We start from the raw sequence: 17,255 nt of genomic DNA on the forward strand, positions 1-17,255 counted from the left end.
TATCCTTATACGTTATGTTGCTAATACACTGAATAAATTATAAATACCCAAAGCTAAAACAAATACACCCCAACTTAGCCCAAGTAACCTAATTTGGCTATTGGCTTTTGCAGGTATAGTTACCATCGGAGCAACTCCTATTTTATAACCCAGCTGCCAAGATAAGCATTTTTCAACACCCCAAACACACAAAAACAAGTAAATGGTTATTAGCGACTCTTTGTTGTAACCAAGGTAATGTAAAATAAAAAATAGAATTATGCATACGAAAGACAGTGAAAATATATGCTTCTGTAACTTTACCAACACTCCATACCTTCCTTGCAACATAACAGTATATTAGGCTGAATTCCGAATAAGAACAGACAGCCGAGTTACTTTAATGTTAACAAGCTAACCTGAAATGGACACAAATTCAATGCTTTATGCCGTCATTACCAGTACTTTTGCTAACACTTCTAATCGTGAAAGTCAGAATTTGAATATTTGTGATATCCTTAGAGTTAACCACTACAAATAACCCACTTAAAACAGTTACTTAACAACCCAGCAATTCAAGTACCTTTCCTTTTTAACCCCAAATATTGGCAAAAATGTACAACATCTATTATAACTGTATATACATACAGCACTCATAGGCAAGAGCGCCATGTCATCATCTTTTATTGAATCTATTCGGCAAGTGTTAAGAACTAAACATTACAGTTTGAGAACTGAGAAAAGCTATCTGTATTGGGTACGTTATTTCATTAGGTTTCATCAGTATATGCACCCAAAAGATATGCAAGGCTGCCATATTGAGCAATTTCTCACGTTTCTTGGCTGTAATCGTGGTGTCAGTTCGGCAACACAAAACCAAGCCTTATGTGCATTAATTTTTATGTTCAAACATGTGCTCAGTATTGAGTTTGAAGGTTTAAAATATGGCTATGCTAAAAAGCCAAAGAACTTACCAACAGTATTAACACCTATCGAGGTCGCATCGATACTAACGAAACTTACTACTCCATATTGGTTACTCACCTCATTGTTATATGGTTGCGGGTTAAGGCTGCGGGAAGCTTTATCATTAAGAATACAAAACGTGAATATTGAGGCTCAATCTTTGTTTGTTTTTAGAGGGAAAGGGGCAAAAGATCGATATACACTATTACCTAAGCAATTAAATAAACCCTTGCAAAACCAAATACAGTTGGTCAATAAAATCCATGAAAATGACTTAAATAATGGAAATGGCCTCACTTCGGTTCCTTCTGCTTTACACCGAAAATACAAAACAGTATTAAAAGACTTGAGTTGGCAGTACCTATTTCCATCGACAACGACCTGTTACCACCCCATTGACGGTTACCTTTGTCGTCATCATGTTCATGAGTCGAGTTTCTCGAAAAACCTGAGAAACGCTGTGATAAAAAGTAATGTTCAAAAAAGAGTGACAGCCCACACTTTTCGCCATTCATTTGCTACACAGCTATTGGCGCAGGGCAGTGATATACGAACAGTACAAGAGTTATTAGGGCATAAAGATCTGCGAACGACAGAAATTTACACACATGTTCTTGGGCAAAATAGAGCTGGAACAATCAGTCCTTTTGACCGCTTATCAGATATAGTAGGTTAAGGCTGTATATCGATGCTAAAAAACTTGCCTGACTGTATAAGTAAAGAATAGTTGAAACATTTAACTGAAAATGTGATCAGCCTTCATTTCTAGGTTACCAAATATAAATGTTTCAGGCACAAAAAAGCCCGACATCATCGGGCTTTTAGTCAAAAATCATGTTTAAAGGATTAACCTTCAACAACACCTTTGCTCACTAGGAACTCATCGTATGTGCCTTTGAAATCATTTACACCATTTGGTGTGATCTCAATAATACGGTTAGCCAGTGATGATACGAATGCACGGTCATGACTAACAAACAGCAATGTACCTTCATACATCTCAAGTGCGTTGTTGAGCGACTCAATTGATTCCATATCCATGTGGTTGGTTGGCTCATCAAGTAGCAAGATGTTTGGCTTTTGCATAATAAGCTTACCGAACAACATACGACCCTTTTCACCACCAGAAAGCACTTTGACTGACTTTTTAATATCGTCAGAGCCAAATAGCATACGGCCTAAGTAACCACGTACTGATTGGTCATCATCTTCTGGCTTGCGCCACTGGCTCATCCACTCAAACAAGGTCATGTCGTTTTCGAAATCTGACTCATGATCCTGGGCGTAGTAACCAATCGATGAGTTTTCAGACCATTGAATAGTGCCGCTATCTTGTGGGATATCGTGTACTAATGTACGTAACAAGGTAGTTTTACCCACACCGTTGTCACCCAAAATGGCGATACGCTCACCCACTTCGGCAATGATATTAAGATCTTTAAACAGCTGCTCGTCAAAGCCTTTACTTAGCTCTTCAACGATTAACGCGTTACGGAACAATTTCTTCTCTTGCTCGAAACGGATAAACGGGTTCACACGGCTAGAAGCTTTAACTTCATCAAGCTTAATCTTGTCGATTAGCTTAGCACGCGATGTGGCTTGCTTTGCTTTAGATGCGTTAGCGGAGAAACGTGCTACGAAGCCTTGAAGCTCAGCAATCTGTGCTTTCTTCTTAGCGTTGTCAGACATCAAGCGCTCACGCGACTGTTGTGCAGCCATCATGTACTCATCGTAGTTGCCTGGGAATACGCGGATATCACCGTAATCCAAGTCAGCCATGTGAGTACATACAGAGTTCAAGAAATATCTATCGTGCGAGATGATAATCATGGTGCTGTTACGTTGGTTCAGCATCTCTTGCAACCAACGAATAGTGTCGATGTCCAAGTTGTTGGTTGGTTCGTCTAGTAGCAGTACATCAGGATCTGAGAATAGCGCCTGTGCCAATAGCACTCGTAGCTTAAAGCCCGGTGCAATTTCGCTCATTAGACCAAAGTGCTGGTCAACGCCAATACCTACGCCCATTAGCAGTTCGCCAGCGCGAGATTCAGCGGTGTAACCGTCCATCTCTGCAAATTCCATCTCAAGATCAGCAACTTTAATGCCGTCTTCTTCAGTCATTTCAGGTAGAGAGTAGATACGATCTCGCTCTTTCTTCACTTCCCAAAGCTCAGCGTGCCCCATGATCACGGTATCAACCACGTTGAACTCTTCGTAACCAAACTGGTTCTGGCTCAACTTACCTAAACGCTCATTAACATCTAATGAAACGTTACCAGAAGTTGGCTCAAGATCACCGGCAAGGATCTTCATAAAGGTTGATTTACCACAACCGTTGGCGCCGATTAAACCGTAACGGTTGCCGCCGCCAAACTTAATTGAGATGTTTTCAAACAGTGGCTTAGAGCCAAACTGCATGGTGATGTTAGCTGTAGTAATCAAAGTGACATTCCGCTTTTGGTTATATGACTTAAAGAGATCATAGATAAAACAAAAACCAGTAAATCGAGTAGAGTGCTTTACTCCACCTCAACTTACTGGTCGAAGACTCACGCAAGTGGGCGCACAGCCTATAAAATTAAGCGCGATACTATAGCATTCTAGCCTAAATTATCAACTGCGATCGTCCTCAGCGAATGAGATAACTATTAAAAAGTTGGCTATAACTGTAATCAGCTTTTATCTCTGTCTATAACGTTAAACCAGCTTTACCTTACGCAATCTATTTGCATTGCTGACCACAGTGAGTGATGACAGCGCCATTGCGGCGCCAGCGACCACAGGACTTAGTAATAAACCGGTAAATGGAAACAACACGCCAGCTGCAAGCGGGATCCCTAAACTGTTATAAATAAAGGCGCCAAATAAATTTTGTTTGATGTTTCTCATGCTGGCTTTTGCAAGCATTAGAGTCTCTGCAACCACCATCAATCTTGCTGACAAAAGCGTAAAATCTGCGCTTTCGATGGCGATATCCGTACCACTGCCCATGGCAAGGCCAATATCCGCACTCATTAATGCAGGCGCATCATTGATACCATCACCCACCATGGCGACCACCTCACCCTTTTGTTGCAACTCTAGCACTTTTTGCTGTTTCTGCTCGGGTAACACATTGGCAAATACTGTACTAATGCCAACGACATCTGCCACAGCATTGGCTGTTTGTTGATTATCGCCAGTTAATAGCACCACCTTGAGGCCACTGCTTTTCATTGCGCTTATGGCTGCAACAGCATCCTCTTTAATTGGATCGCTTATTGCGATGATCGCGACTAAATGCTGATTTTTAGCGACAAATACTGGCGTTTTACCCAAGCTTGTTAACCGAGATATTTGCGGTTGGTGGGCAGAGACATCATCGGTACCGATATGCTGCATTAAGCTCAGGTTACCAATCGCGTATTGTGCGCCCTTTACCTTGCCTGTAATACCTCGCCCTTGTAGGTTAGTGAATAGCTCAGGCTCTAGCAGGGTCGCATTCGACTGTTTGGCTTTGGTTAAAATTGCACTCGCGAGCGGATGTTCAGAATGTTGTTCTAACGTGGCCACATCACTGAGAAGGCTTTGTTCATCCATTTGTGGCTGTAGCATAATAAATTCGGTTACCTGCGGCGCACCTTGAGTAACCGTGCCGGTTTTATCTAGCACTACGGTTGTGACTTTACTGGCGGTTTGCAACGCCTCGCCATTTCTAACCAGCACTCCCATCTTTGCAGCACGTCCCACTGACGCCATGATCGACATAGGTGTTGCTAGCCCAAGTGCACAGGGGCACGCAATAATAAGCACACTAGTGAGCACGACTAACGCATGTGACAATGCTGGTGCAGGGCCTGCTAGGTACCAAATAATGGCGCATATTAGTGCGATAACGATAACTGCTGGTACAAAGTAGGCGGATATTTTGTCGGTTAAACGGCCTATCGGCATTTTGGATGTTTGCGCCTGCTGTACTAGCTCGATAATTTTGGCCAGTTTAGTGTCACGCTCACCCGCGGTGACCCGATAAATCAAACTGCCATTACCATTAACTGTACCGGCATTAACACTGTCACCCTCAGCTTTGTGCACTGGCACTGGCTCGCCGGTTAACATCGATTCATTGATCAATGTTTGCCCGCTAACAATTTCGCCATCGAGTGCCACTTTGGCGCCGGGTCTTAAGCGTAACTTATCGCCTAGCTTAATTTGGTTTATCTCAACCTCCTCATCGCCTGCATCGGTTATCCGAATTGCAGTGTTGGCTTGCATACCTAGTAAGCGCTGCACCGCTTCACTGGTTTTTCCCCGGGCTCTAAGCTCCAGAGCATGGCCGAGGTTGATCAAGCCCAAGATCATCACGCTCGCTTCAAAATAGACATGACGCGTATCTGCAGGGAACCATTGCGGCGCAGTGACCACCAACATTGAATAAACCCATGCTGCGCTGGTACCGAGTGCAATTAAGGTGTCCATGTTCGCGCTGCGCGCTTTTATGGCGCGCCACATGCCTTGATAGAAATGCCGTCCAGTGGTTGCCATTACCAGTAACGTCACTAAGCCAACAATGCCCCAACTTAGTTGCTGGGTCGGGCTATTGACCATCATTTCGCCGCCAAGTAAGCCCCACAACATTAATGGCACGCCTAAGCCAAGGCCGATGGCAGCTTGAATAATGCGAACTTTATACTCTTTTGCTTCATCGCGCTGTTTCTGCTGTGCGCCTTTGCGTGGATCTTGTAGCAGCTCAGCCTGATAGCCAACGGCTGCAACCAAGGCAATGGCTTTGTCTGCGGCTATCTCACCGAAGACCTGCACCTGCTTATCTGCAAGGTTTACTCTAGCGCTAATATCAGCATTTAGTTTTGTTTGGTTATTAGTCTGCGTAAACGCTGACTCGATTTTGGCGACACAGCTTGCACAGCTCATACTGGGCACATAGAGGGTGATTGATTGCATAGTTCTGCTCCAGATCTGATTAATATTTGTACCTTTGATGTATTAAGCGTAATGTCTCCCATAAGGGGAGAGTCAAACATCAATGCAATTTATTTTTGAGTGGGGCAATAATGAAGATAGGCGCTGTGGCAAAACTGACAAATTTGTCAGTAAAGAGCATTCGTTACTACCATGATATCGGTCTGGTGGAGGGGGTAAAAAACGACAACGGCTACCGAGAGTATGGCCAAGCACAGATTGATGCTTTGAGTTTTATACAGCATTGCCGCGCACTCGGCTTTACCTTAGAAGATTGTAAAGCGCTGCTCGATTTGCAGCAAGATAGCCAGCGTAATGCCGCCGATGTAAAAGCGTTAGCGCAACATCACCTTGAGGATGTAGCGCAAAGGATTGCGCACCTGACTAATTTGAAAAATCAGCTGCAGCATTTAATCCATGACTGTAAAGGCGGGCAACAACCCAACTGCGCTATTTTAAAGGGGTTGAACCCAACCCGTTAATAATCTAACGGGGATAGTTACCTGCGCTTTAAGTTAGCGATGTTCTCAATAATAAGCGTCGGGGATTCCCCTGCAGGCTTAAAGCCAAACACCTGACCATAGAAAGATAACTCAGATTCGAGTGCCCGCTTTTTACTTTCAGGCGAGACGCGATTAGCGGCATCATCATTAAACTCTAGATAGGCAACCGGCGTGCCTTTGCGTTTGACTGCATTATAAAGCTGCAATGTTTGCTCTGCGGGGATCAATGAATCATTCACCCCTTGAATGAGCAGCAACGGCTCATTAATCCCTGATAAGTTATTCATTGCCGAACGCAACTTATAGTTGTCGACGGTTCCAATCAGTCTTTCTAAATAGTTACTTTCAAACTTATTGGAATGTCGTCTAAATGACTGGGCGTCACTAATACCTGAATAACTCACCGCCGCCCCAAAAGTACTGTAATAAGCAACCGCTGACAGTGCAGTAAAACCACCCGCCCGTGAACCTCTAATCGCCAGCTTACGGCCGTCTACATCACCTCTATTAACGAGGAAACCCGCAGCGCGCACAGCATCCTCTACATCCGAACGGCCCCACTTGCCATATAAACTATTGCGGTAATCTCTGCCAAAGCCTGTGCTGCCACGATAGTTAAGATCAAAAACGGCGAAACCGCGGCTGGTCCAATATTGAATATCGCGCCTAAACACTCGACTTGCTTGTGCAGTCGGGCCACGGTGCAGAAACATCACTAGCGGCGGCTCTTGCCCTGCAGGCGCTTGAAAATTGGGGTTCTCGGGTTTGTAGAAATAGCCGTACGCGGTGTCGCGATCGCCCGTTTTAAAGCTAACGCTTTCAGCTCTTGAGATAAAGTTGGGGTCCATAACGGCCAAGTTTGGCGCATACATCAGCTGTGCTGCGCGACCTTGCACTTTATAAATGCCTTTTTCAGGTGTCTCTTTAGAGCCAACAAAAATCACTCCATCGTCACTTTTAGTGACATAAGCGATATCAGCAAAATCAACCGCGATAGGTTCTGTTACGCCACTTTCAGTGTCGATTCGAACTAAGCCAGCTTGCCCCTCATGGTTGTAACTTGCAACTATCGTCTGCTCACTTTCAAAGGCATAGTTGTGATTACCTAGATGCCAATTAGCAACAGCAAACTCCCCTTCCTGTGCCAATACAATTTCAGCTTGCCCCAGCTCATTTAAACGGTAAATATTCCACCAATTACTATAATCGGCGATAAAGTACAGCTGCCCACTAGGGCTAAAAAGTGGCTGAATAATCGAGCCTGACTGCTCCGTTGCCACCTGTTTTACATTAATAACAGCGCCCTTGTTATCAACATCGCCAAGCCATAACTGGGTGTGATCCCATGGCATATTAGGGTGTTGCCAGGTCACCCAGACTAATTGAGTTTGATCGGGTGACAATACAGGGGTTGAGTAAAAGTCGGCGCCAGTAGCCAGTACCTCGCCTTCATCGGCATAACTTAAATTAATACCCACCAGCTGATTTGTGACTTTGCCAGCCTCTCGATGGTCTTCACGTACACATATTAAACGGGAAGCTCTAGAGTTTGATATACAGTCAGCATGGCGCGTTCCGGGGGGCGTTAATGCAAACGGCGTTTGATTGGGCGCAATGCGGTATAACAGTTGGTCGGAGTATTTAGTGGCAAACAAGCTATTGCCAATAGCAACAAAGGGAGCACCACCATATTCGTGTACTCGGCTGCCTATATCAAAATTCGATGGGATGGCTTCGGTAACCGTGCCATTTTCTTCTATGCGTTGAACGCCACGACGCCCTTCATTACTTTCATCACGTATAGTGAAATAGATACTGCCAGTGGTAACTTGCAGCTCACCAATGCTGTCTGAGAGGTCGTATACATGCTCCGCATCAACCGGGGATTTCCAGCTACCATAATCAGCCACCTGAACCCCATCGGGCAGCGCTTCAGAATCGGCGACTTTGGGTTGTTTTGTTGGCGAAACGTCACAACCGGTAATGGCTAATAACAAGGTAGCAGTTAATATCGATGCAAATATAAATCTCATTGGCCGCCTAGAAATCATATGAGTGATGAAGTTGCTTTCAATCTTAGAGTGATGATAAAGCTAATATGGCGATTATATCAACTGCATTAATGAAACGGCAATTAAATGTATTTAATCCAAAGGGATCGGTTGCTTGCTATCCAGTATAGAGGCTTTATGAGTCGTATAGCTTTAGCTTAGAGTTGTTTGCGGCTGAACTTGCTCGTAAACCAGCGTATAACTTCAATTTGGGTGCGTTGTTTTAGGCCAAAGTAGATACATATCCACGGAGAAATCAAAATATACCAAGGAATAACGGCGGTGCTTCGTCCATTAAACATCAAATAAAAAAAGCCGAAATAGATCACCAGCAGGCCACAAGTGCCAACAATAAGCATCATCCATTTGGTCGTTTTCTCTAACCACTCCATCTAAACCCCACACTCCTTTAATAGTAACATCTAGGTATATTATGGCTTATACCTTGGCTAAAGTTCAATTGGCGTCCGTTCAGTCGCGAGTATTGCCATAAAAAACGGGCCTAAGCCCGTTAATGTTGTTGAAGCTGAAATTACAAACGAATACCGCCATCAATCTCAAATACACGACCATTGACATAGTCGTTTTCAATGATAAAGCGTATTGTTGATGCAATCTCTTCAGCTTGACCTAAACGGCCAACAGGCACCATTTTCTCCAGACGCTCTAGCGCTTCAGGTTTCATTGCCGCTGTCATTTCAGTTTCAATGACCCCAGGTGCGACTGCTGCACTGCGGATATTATAACGCGCAAGCTCTTTAGCCCAACCGACACTCATCGCCGCTACGCCAGCTTTAGAAGCTGAGTAGTTTGACTGCCCCATGTTACCTGCCTTGGCCAGACTAGAGATGTTTATAATCACGCCCTCTTGGCCAGTTTCGATCATCGCTGCGGCCGCTTCACGGCCACATAGGAATGTGCCAGTTAGGTTCACATTAATCACCGACTGGAACTGGTCGAAAGACATGCGATCAATCACCTGCCCCTCTTTGGCTTTTAGCATTAAGCCATCACGCAAAATACCTGCGTTGTTGATCAGTACATTAACTTGACCAAAATCTTCTTTAATAAACTGAAAACCAGAAAAAACATCTTCTTCGTCGGTAATATCTAGTGCGTAACCTTGAACTTCTGTGGTTGCACCAAGGTTGGCACAAGCCTTTTCCAGCTTCTCTTGGTCAACATCGATAAGTGCTAGCTTTGCACCTGCGGCCGCTAAATTTTCCGCCATTGCGTAACCTAGTCCACCAGCACCGCCAGTAATAACAACTACCTTATCTTTTAAATCCATTGAATTACCCTTTATTTTTTGTTTGTTGATTGCTCTGATGAGCTAGGAGCAAACTGCTCAAAAATACTCGAAAAATCTCTTCTACCGTTGCCTTGGCGTGCATGATTCACATAAAAGCTACGCGCTAATGCGCCCATGGGCGTGCTTGAATTAGATAACAATGCCGCTTCTTGGCTCAATCCTAAGTCTTTCACCATCAAGTCGACCATAAAGCCACCTTGATAATCGTTGGATGACGGTACCGAGTCCATCACTCCTGGACAAGGATTATATTTATCTAGCGTCCAATTACCACCACTACTGACCTTCATGATGTCAGAAAGCACTTTTGGGTCAAGCCCGTGATCGACGCCCATCTGTAAAGATTCTGACGTTGCTACCATCAATACCGACAACAGCATGTTATTACAGATTTTGGCAACTTGGCCAGCTCCAGCGCCGCCAGCATGGAAGATATTCGCCCCCATTGCGGTGAGTACGCCTTGTGCTTGTTCAAAGGCGTTATCAGTACCACCACAAATGAAGGTCAGAGTGCCAGCGGTAGCGCCTGCGGTGCCGCCAGAGACTGGCGCATCAATAAACTCAAGACCTTTATCAGCAGCATGACTTGCCACAAAACGAGCACTGTCTGCATCAATAGTCGAGCAATCAATCAGCAAGGTACCAGCGCCAACCACATCAATAAGGCCTTTGTTATCAGCATCGCCAACATAAAGACTGCGAACGTGCTTGCCCGCTGGCAACATAGTTACCACGATATCACTACCTGCAGCAGCGCCACATGCACTTGTTGCAGTAAGTGCGCCTTGCTCGGCTAACGCTTGCATCGCCGCAGGAACCAAGTCAAACACTCTAACGGTAAAGCCAGCTTTAATTAGATTAACGGCCATTGGGCCGCCCATGTTTCCTAAACCAATAAATGCAACAGTACTCATCTTTTGCTCCTGGGCACTTTTACAAGTGCGTTAATCTTTCCTTTGTACAAGTAATTTAGCTCTGTAGCCTTAATGGATGACCATTTTCATCCCAAGGTGACTGCATCAATGACACCAACAGTTCATTGGGTACTGAGGCCACGTCTTTATAGAGCCAATTTGGATTTCTATCTTTATCGATAAGCAGTGCGCGTACACCTTCAGCAAAGTCTGCTTTAGCGCAGCAATTAACACTTAAGCCTAATTCAAACTTAAACACTTCAGCCAAGGTCATTTCAGTGCCAAGCTGAGCCTGTTTGTGTACCAATGCCAAACTGATTGGGCTACCAGCAAGCATCACTTTGCAGGCTTTGGCTAGCCAAGGTTGCGCCTCTTTAGTCTCGCTATCAAGTGAGCTTACGCGTTCAATAATGGCTGGTAAGTCGCCGCTCATTAGCTCATCGATTTGCGCTTGATGGACTTGCAGCTGACTCTGCGCTAACGGTGTTTTACAGTCTGCTTGCATAGCGTCGATAAGCACATGCAGTCTTTGATGGTTGCTCGCTTTATCGTCTGACCAATCAATAGTTGCCATCGCATCAAATAGCAGCGCTTTATCATCACGATTGAGATAGTGGTTACCGATGCCGACATAATGGGCATCAGCGCCATTCATATTGTAGGCGGTCATTCCTAGGAACAAACCCGCTTTACCCGGCATACGGTTCAAAAAGTAGCTGCCACCAACATCGGGATATAAGCCAATAGTGACTTCCGGCATCGCAATACGTGAGTGCTCAGTGACGATTCTATGGCTTGCGCCTGCCATCAAACCTAGCCCACCGCCCATGACGATGCCATCGCCCCAAACCACGACAGGCTTGCCAAAGGTATGGAGTAGGTAATCGAGCTGATACTCTTGGCTAAAAAACTCAGTGGCTTGAGCGGTAACTTCACCTGGAGTGGCAACTGCAGCGTGATAAATGGCTCTCACATCACCGCCAGCGCAAAAAGCCTTTTCTCCAGCGCCATCTAATACCACTGCGGCAATATTATTGTCACTGCGCCATTGGCTTAATTGATGAGTCAGTGCCTCTACCATCTCAATATTCAACGCATTTAGCGCTTTCTCAATATTAAGCGTGGCGACACCTATCTGCTTACCTGACACAGTGCCCAAAGTTTGGAACACCACGCTGTTACTTTGCGTATTAGAGTTTGTCGTCATTAGCCGTTCTTCCAAACTGCTTTGCGCTTATTTAAAAATGCGCTAACACCTTCGGTTTGATCTTCGGTATCAAACAGATCAGCAAACTCAGTGCGCTCTAGTGGCAACGCCTCAGCGCGCGGCATTGTGCGGCCCGCCTGTACTAAACGTTTACATGCTGCCACGCTACTCGGGCTTTGATTGGCTACTTTTTCCGCAAGCGCCATGGCCGCGTTAAAGCTTTCCCCGGTAGCAACCACCTCTTCAACTAAGCCTATCGCTTCAGCTTTAGCCGACTTAATGCGCTCACCGCAGAGGATCATACGTTTAGTCCAACCTTCGCCGACTAATGCTGTTAGGTTTTGGGTACCGCCCGCACAAGGAAGTAGACCAACGGTAGCTTCAGGCAATGCCATCTGTGCTTGCTGTTCACATATACGCAGATCACAGGCAAGCGCGACCTCTAAACCACCGCCCATGGCGTAACCATTAATCGCCGCAATCGATACCCCACGAAAGGCGCTCAAAGTCTCGAACGCTTCACCAAAGTAACGCGCCATATCTGCAGCGTTACTCTTATCGCCATCAGCAAACAGTTTAAGATCGGCACCAGCAGAGAAGAACTTTTCCCCTTCACCTGTAATCACTAACGCATACACGTCTTTGTTGTCATTGAGTTTAAGTACTTTTGCTTTAAGCTCTTGTAAGCTTTGTGCTGTCCATGTGTTTGCAGGCGGGTTATTCATGCTGATAACCGCTGTATGGCCGACAATTTTTTCTAATAACAGTGACATGGAAACTCCTTTTAAATAATTTTATTCGACGATGAAAAGCCTAACGCTTACAAAATAGCGCCAGCATTTTCATCCAGTAAACGACGCGAAATAATCAAACGCATAATTTCGTTGGTTCCCTCTAAGATCTGATGCACTCGAACATCACGTACATGGCGCTCTAATGGGTATTCACGAATATAACCGTAACCACCGTGGATCTGCAGCGCTGCGTCACACACTTGGAAGCCAATATCCGTCGCGAAACGTTTGGCCATGGCGCAATATGCGGTCGCTTCAGGATCTTGTTGATCCAGTTTAAAGGCGGCCAAACGTACCAGTTGTCTTGCTGCAACCAGTTCAGTTGCCATATCCGCTAATTTAAACTGCAGCGCTTGAAAGGCTGCCAAAGGTTTACCAAACTGCTTACGCTCATTCATGTACTCAGTTGCACGCTCTAGTGCAGCTTGAGCGGTACCAATTGAACAGGTGGCAATATTGATTCGACCGCCATCAAGCCCCTTCATTGCGAAGGTAAAACCTTGTCCCTCTTCGCCTAGAAGGTTGCTTACTGGTACGCGTACATTGTCAAAGGTGATTTGGCGAGTTGGCTGCGCATTCCAGCCCATCTTGTCTTCCGCTTTGCCATAACTCACGCCATCAGCATCTGCAGGAATCGCAATGGCAGAGATCCCCTTAGGACCCGCTTCGCCAGTACGGCACATCACAACCAGCATTTCCGTTGCGCCAGCACCCGAGATAAATACTTTAGAGCCTGAGATCAGGTAATCATCACCATCACGCACCGCTTTAGTTTGCAGTGATGCCGCGTCGCTACCAGCACCCGGCTCCGTTAAGCAGTACGATGCCAGTTTTTCGCCGCTAGTAAGTTGTTCAGACCATTCATCGCGTAATGTTTGCGAGCCAAAGCTAGTGACCATCCAAGTGGCCATGTTGTGAATGGTTAGCATCGCGGTCGTGGCGGTACAGCCCATCGCGAGTTGCTCAAAAATAATCGATGAGTCGAGACGTGACAACCCCATACCGCCTTCTGATTCTGGCGAATATAGTGAGCAGAATCCTAGCTCGCCGGCTTTTTGAATGACATCTTTAGGAAAATGATGCTCTTCATCCCACTTGGCTGCAAAAGGGGCTAACTCTTCGGTAGAAAACTGCTGTGCAAGATCTGCAAACTGGCGTTGGTCGTCATTCAGATTAAAGTCCATCTGGGTACTCCTGTTGTACTTGGTACAATACTGTCTATTGCCTTTATGATTGCTGCTGCAATATAGGCTAAGGGTCTTTAGCTAGCGGATGGATGTTCCCAGCCACTGCTGACCTCTATTCATTATTAAAGGGTTCGTTTTGCTAGGCTGGAAAGCTGCTATCTAAACGAACATTGCCACCTCATTGAGGTGGCAATTAACTTGTGCTTTTACTTAAGATCAATAGTCATGTTTGGCGCTGATGCCACAGCGATATCAGACTCAAACCAGCGCGCAGTAATGGTCTTAGTCTCAGTGTAGAAACGCACAGCTTGCTTGCCATAAGCGTGTTGGTCGCCGTAGAAGCTGCCCTTCCAACCAGTAAATGAGAAAAACGGTAGGGGCACAGGAATAGGCACATTAATACCCACTTGGCCGACTTCAATTTCATGTTGATATTTACGCGCTGCGGCGCCACTGGCGGTAAAGATTGAAGTACCGTTACCGTATGGGCTGTCGTTAACTATCGCAATTGCATCTTCTAGAGTTTCAGCGTTCATACAACACAGTACTGGGCCAAAAATCTCCTCTTTGTAGATACTCATATCTGTAGTGACTTTATCGAACATGGTAGGACCTACCCAGTTACCTGACTCATGACCTTCAACGGTGAAGTTTGTGCCATCGAGTAAGCAATCTGCGCCCTCTTCAATCCCTTGAGCGATAAGGCCAACCACACGTTGCTTAGCTGCAGGACTAATGACCGGACCGTAAGCGGCATCTTTGTCATCCCAAAGACCAGGCTTAACCTTAGCGATCGCTTCTTTAAGTTCTGGGATCCACTCTTTTGCTGCGCCAACAAAGACGGCAACCGAAAGCGCCATACAACGCTGACCTGCCGCACCAACTGATGCGCCAACCAGGTTATTAATCACTTGCTGTTTGTTAGCATCAGGCATGATCACGCAGTGGTTTTTAGCGCCAGCAAACGCTTGCACGCGCTTAAGGTTGTCAGTACCGGTTTTATAGATGTACTGGCCAACATTCACTGAACCCACAAATGAGATGGCTTTGATGTCAGGGTGACGTAACACAATATCAACCGCTGTCTTATCACCGTGAATTAGCTGCACCACACCTTTTGGTGCGCCCGCTTGTTCAAACAGCTCAATCAGTCGTTGCGGCGTCATAGGATCTTGTTCAGACGGCTTAAGAATGAAAGTGTTACCACAAGCAATCGCCAGCGGGAACATCCATAGTGGGATCATCGCTGGGAAGTTAAATGGAGTGATACCAGCACACACGCCTAAAGGCTGGGTGTAGCTATAAGTGTCAATCGAACGGGCAACGTTTTCAACGGTTTCGCCCATCATCATTGAAGCGATGTTACATGCATGCTCAGCAACTTCGATACCACGCCAAACATCACCTTTTGCATCATCGAAGGTTTTACCCGTCTCTTGTGCAAGGATGGTTGCAATCTCGTCGTGGTGTTCTTTTAGCAAATGTTGGTACCTAAGCATAACGCGAGCACGCTCAGATACAGGTACCTCTTTCCAACTGCTAAATGCTGTTTTTGCACTGGCAATCGCAGTTTCGACCTCACTTGGAAGTGCTGCATTTACTACTGCTATTGTTTCGTTATTAGCAGGGTTAGTGACGGCGATCTGCTGCTCGCCATTACCTAGAATCCATTCGCCATCGATGTAGTGCTTAACTTGAGTGGTCATATCGCTTCCTATTTTCATCATCTATTTGTGATAGTGATGAGCAAAATGATGATTTAACTAGCGCCTTATTATTTTGTTTTACAAGCTAGCGCTGGAGTACAAAGCTAGCTTGCAGGCTGTTAGTTAAATCGAGTCTTGTTGATTACTAATATTCAAACCTTACGTCCAATAGCGCTTAAAGCTCAATCGCCATTGCAGTTGCTTCGCCGCCACCAATACACAATGACGCCACGCCTTTAGATAGGCCGCGTGCTTTTAGCGCATGGATAAGCGTAACCAGCAAACGTGCGCCAGAGCAGCCAATCGGATGACCGAGTGCACAGGCACCGCCATTAACATTTACTTTTTCTGCGTCGAGCCCAAGCTCAGATACTGCCAACATGGTGACCATGGCAAAGGCTTCGTTGATCTCAAACAGATCAACCTCATCTTTGCTCCAGCTCACTTTGTCTAACAGTTTATTCATCGCACCAACCGGCGCAGTAGTGAACATTGAAGGTTCTTGAGCGTGGGTTGTGTGGCCTTTGATAGTGGCCATCACTTCCAATTTAAGCTCGCTCGCCTGTGCACGGGTCATTAGCATTAACGCTGCTGCGCCGTCAGAAATAGAGCTAGAGTTAGCCGCTGTAATCGTGCCGTCTTTGGCAAATGCTGCTCGTAGTGTTGGGATTTTATCTGGGCGGGCGTTACCAGGTTGTTCATCGGTATCAACCACCACATCGCCGCGGCGATTAGCAACGGTTACAGGCGTAATTTCAGCATTGAACGCGCCTGCTGCGATAGCATTGTTAGCTTTTTCTAGCGAACTGAGCGCAAAGCCATCCATTTGCTCACGTGTTAAGTTAAAATCATCGGCTGTGTTTTGTGCAAATGTGCCCATCGCGCCGCCGGTGTAAGCATCTTCTAAACCGTCAAGAAACATGTGATCAAGCACTTTGCCATGACCCATGCGCATACCGCCGCGGGCTTTATCCAGTAGATAAGGCGCTTGGCTCATGTTTTCCATTCCACCGGCAATCACCACATTGGCACTGCCCGCTTTGATTAAATCATGAGCAAGCATCACGGTTTTCATACCTGAACCACACACTTTATTGACAGTGGTTGCACCAACCGATAGCGGTAAATCAGCACCAAGAGTTGCTTGACGCGCAGGCGCTTGACCAAGACCAGCTGGCAATACACAGCCCATTAGTACTTCATCTACCTGCTCACCCGCTAAACCACTGTGCTGCATCAGACCTTTAATCGCAGTCGCCGCCAATTTTGGAGAAGCGACGGTTGCAAGCGCTCCTTGGAATCCACCCATTGGCGTGCGCTTAGCAGCAACAATAACGATATCTTGGTTTGACAGATCTGAACTCATAAATACTCCAGTAATACTATTAGGCTTATTCTCTGCGAGGTTTACGCTTAAACTCTATTTTCACATCAGTATTAATAAATCTAAGAACAATGACTTAACCTAAAGCTATTGGCTCAAAGTCTATTTATCATCGGCCTCACACTTTTCAGTCGCTAAATGTGATCTCGCTCAACATTTCCACACTGTGACGTTTACGCTAACGTAAAGCAAGTATTAGCTGGTCAAACATCTACCAAAGTATTAGCAGTTAATGTCACTTTGCATTTACAGCCTAAAAATAGAATGTGTAGATTGTGTAATACCAATTGCAT

Annotated in this window: 13 protein-coding genes; 2 read left to right on the forward strand and 11 right to left on the reverse strand. The window is 45.6% G+C overall.

All coding sequences use genetic code 11. From position 1 onward, the window contains the following. The first annotated feature begins 649 nt into the window (after positions 1 to 649). Positions 650 to 1,621: an integron integrase gene (locus AB4238_RS12100; RefSeq protein ID WP_372033669.1), complete on the forward strand. Its 972-nt coding sequence runs from the start codon at positions 650 to 652 to the stop codon at positions 1,619 to 1,621. A 170-nt stretch (positions 1,622 to 1,791) separates the two neighbouring features. Here AB4238_RS12100 and AB4238_RS12105 read toward each other — a convergent pair whose 3' ends face one another. Both AB4238_RS12105 and AB4238_RS12110 read right to left on the reverse strand, forming a co-directional pair. Further along, entirely contained in the window at positions 1,792 to 3,387 is a 1,596-nt protein-coding gene (locus AB4238_RS12105; protein WP_372033670.1) for an ABC-F family ATPase, read from the reverse strand. Positions 3,388 to 3,642: 255 nt separating this feature from the next. Further along, positions 3,643 to 5,886, reverse strand: coding sequence for a heavy metal translocating P-type ATPase (locus tag AB4238_RS12110; RefSeq protein WP_372033671.1), 2,244 nt, complete (start codon positions 5,884 to 5,886; stop codon positions 3,643 to 3,645). Positions 5,887 to 5,996: 110 nt separating this feature from the next. On the opposite strand from AB4238_RS12110, the gene AB4238_RS12115 reads away from it, so the two are divergent. Next, on the forward strand, positions 5,997 to 6,386 hold the full coding sequence (locus tag AB4238_RS12115; protein WP_372033672.1) for a MerR family DNA-binding protein: 390 nt from the start codon (positions 5,997 to 5,999) through the stop codon (positions 6,384 to 6,386). Positions 6,387 to 6,403: 17 nt separating this feature from the next. Here the strand turns inward: AB4238_RS12115 and AB4238_RS12120 are convergent, their stop codons facing one another. The 9 genes from AB4238_RS12120 to AB4238_RS12160 all read right to left on the reverse strand — a co-directional run bounded on the left by AB4238_RS12120 (position 6,404) and on the right by AB4238_RS12160 (position 16,944). Beyond that, complete coding sequence (locus tag AB4238_RS12120; protein ID WP_372033673.1) at positions 6,404 to 8,440, reverse strand: prolyl oligopeptidase family serine peptidase; 2,037 nt, start codon at positions 8,438 to 8,440, stop codon at positions 6,404 to 6,406. Between the two features lie 176 nt (positions 8,441 to 8,616). Then, positions 8,617 to 8,850, reverse strand: a complete 234-nt coding sequence (locus tag AB4238_RS12125) for a hypothetical protein (protein WP_371990235.1) — start codon at positions 8,848 to 8,850, stop codon at positions 8,617 to 8,619. A gap of 140 nt (positions 8,851 to 8,990) precedes the next feature. Beyond that, positions 8,991 to 9,749 carry an SDR family oxidoreductase gene (locus AB4238_RS12130; protein WP_020913431.1) on the reverse strand — a complete coding sequence of 253 codons (759 nt, stop codon included), beginning with the start codon at positions 9,747 to 9,749 and terminating at the stop codon, positions 8,991 to 8,993. Between the two features lie 11 nt (positions 9,750 to 9,760). After that, positions 9,761 to 10,684, reverse strand: a complete 924-nt coding sequence (gene mmsB, locus AB4238_RS12135) for a 3-hydroxyisobutyrate dehydrogenase (protein WP_372033674.1) — start codon at positions 10,682 to 10,684, stop codon at positions 9,761 to 9,763. A gap of 55 nt (positions 10,685 to 10,739) precedes the next feature. After that, the gene (locus AB4238_RS12140) at positions 10,740 to 11,891 is read right to left on the reverse strand and encodes an enoyl-CoA hydratase/isomerase family protein (RefSeq protein WP_372033675.1); all 1,152 of its coding nucleotides are present in this window, start codon (positions 11,889 to 11,891) and stop codon (positions 10,740 to 10,742) included. After that, entirely contained in the window at positions 11,891 to 12,664 is a 774-nt protein-coding gene (locus AB4238_RS12145; RefSeq protein ID WP_372033676.1) for an enoyl-CoA hydratase, read from the reverse strand. The genes AB4238_RS12140 and AB4238_RS12145 overlap by 1 nt, the downstream gene beginning before the upstream one ends. A gap of 47 nt (positions 12,665 to 12,711) precedes the next feature. Beyond that, a complete protein-coding gene (locus AB4238_RS12150) occupies positions 12,712 to 13,869 on the reverse strand; it encodes an acyl-CoA dehydrogenase family protein (RefSeq protein WP_372033677.1) in 1,158 nt (385 codons plus the stop codon). Between the two features lie 209 nt (positions 13,870 to 14,078). Then, positions 14,079 to 15,578, reverse strand: a complete 1,500-nt coding sequence (locus AB4238_RS12155; protein WP_220739745.1) for a CoA-acylating methylmalonate-semialdehyde dehydrogenase — start codon at positions 15,576 to 15,578, stop codon at positions 14,079 to 14,081. A 175-nt stretch (positions 15,579 to 15,753) separates the two neighbouring features. Next, complete coding sequence (locus AB4238_RS12160; RefSeq protein WP_372033678.1) at positions 15,754 to 16,944, reverse strand: acetyl-CoA C-acyltransferase; 1,191 nt, start codon at positions 16,942 to 16,944, stop codon at positions 15,754 to 15,756. Positions 16,945 to 17,255 lie beyond the last annotated feature (311 nt).

Origin of the sequence: Shewanella sp. 10N.286.45.A1 (assembly GCF_041470405.1) — a bacterium.
GTDB lineage: Bacteria > Pseudomonadota > Gammaproteobacteria > Enterobacterales > Shewanellaceae > Shewanella.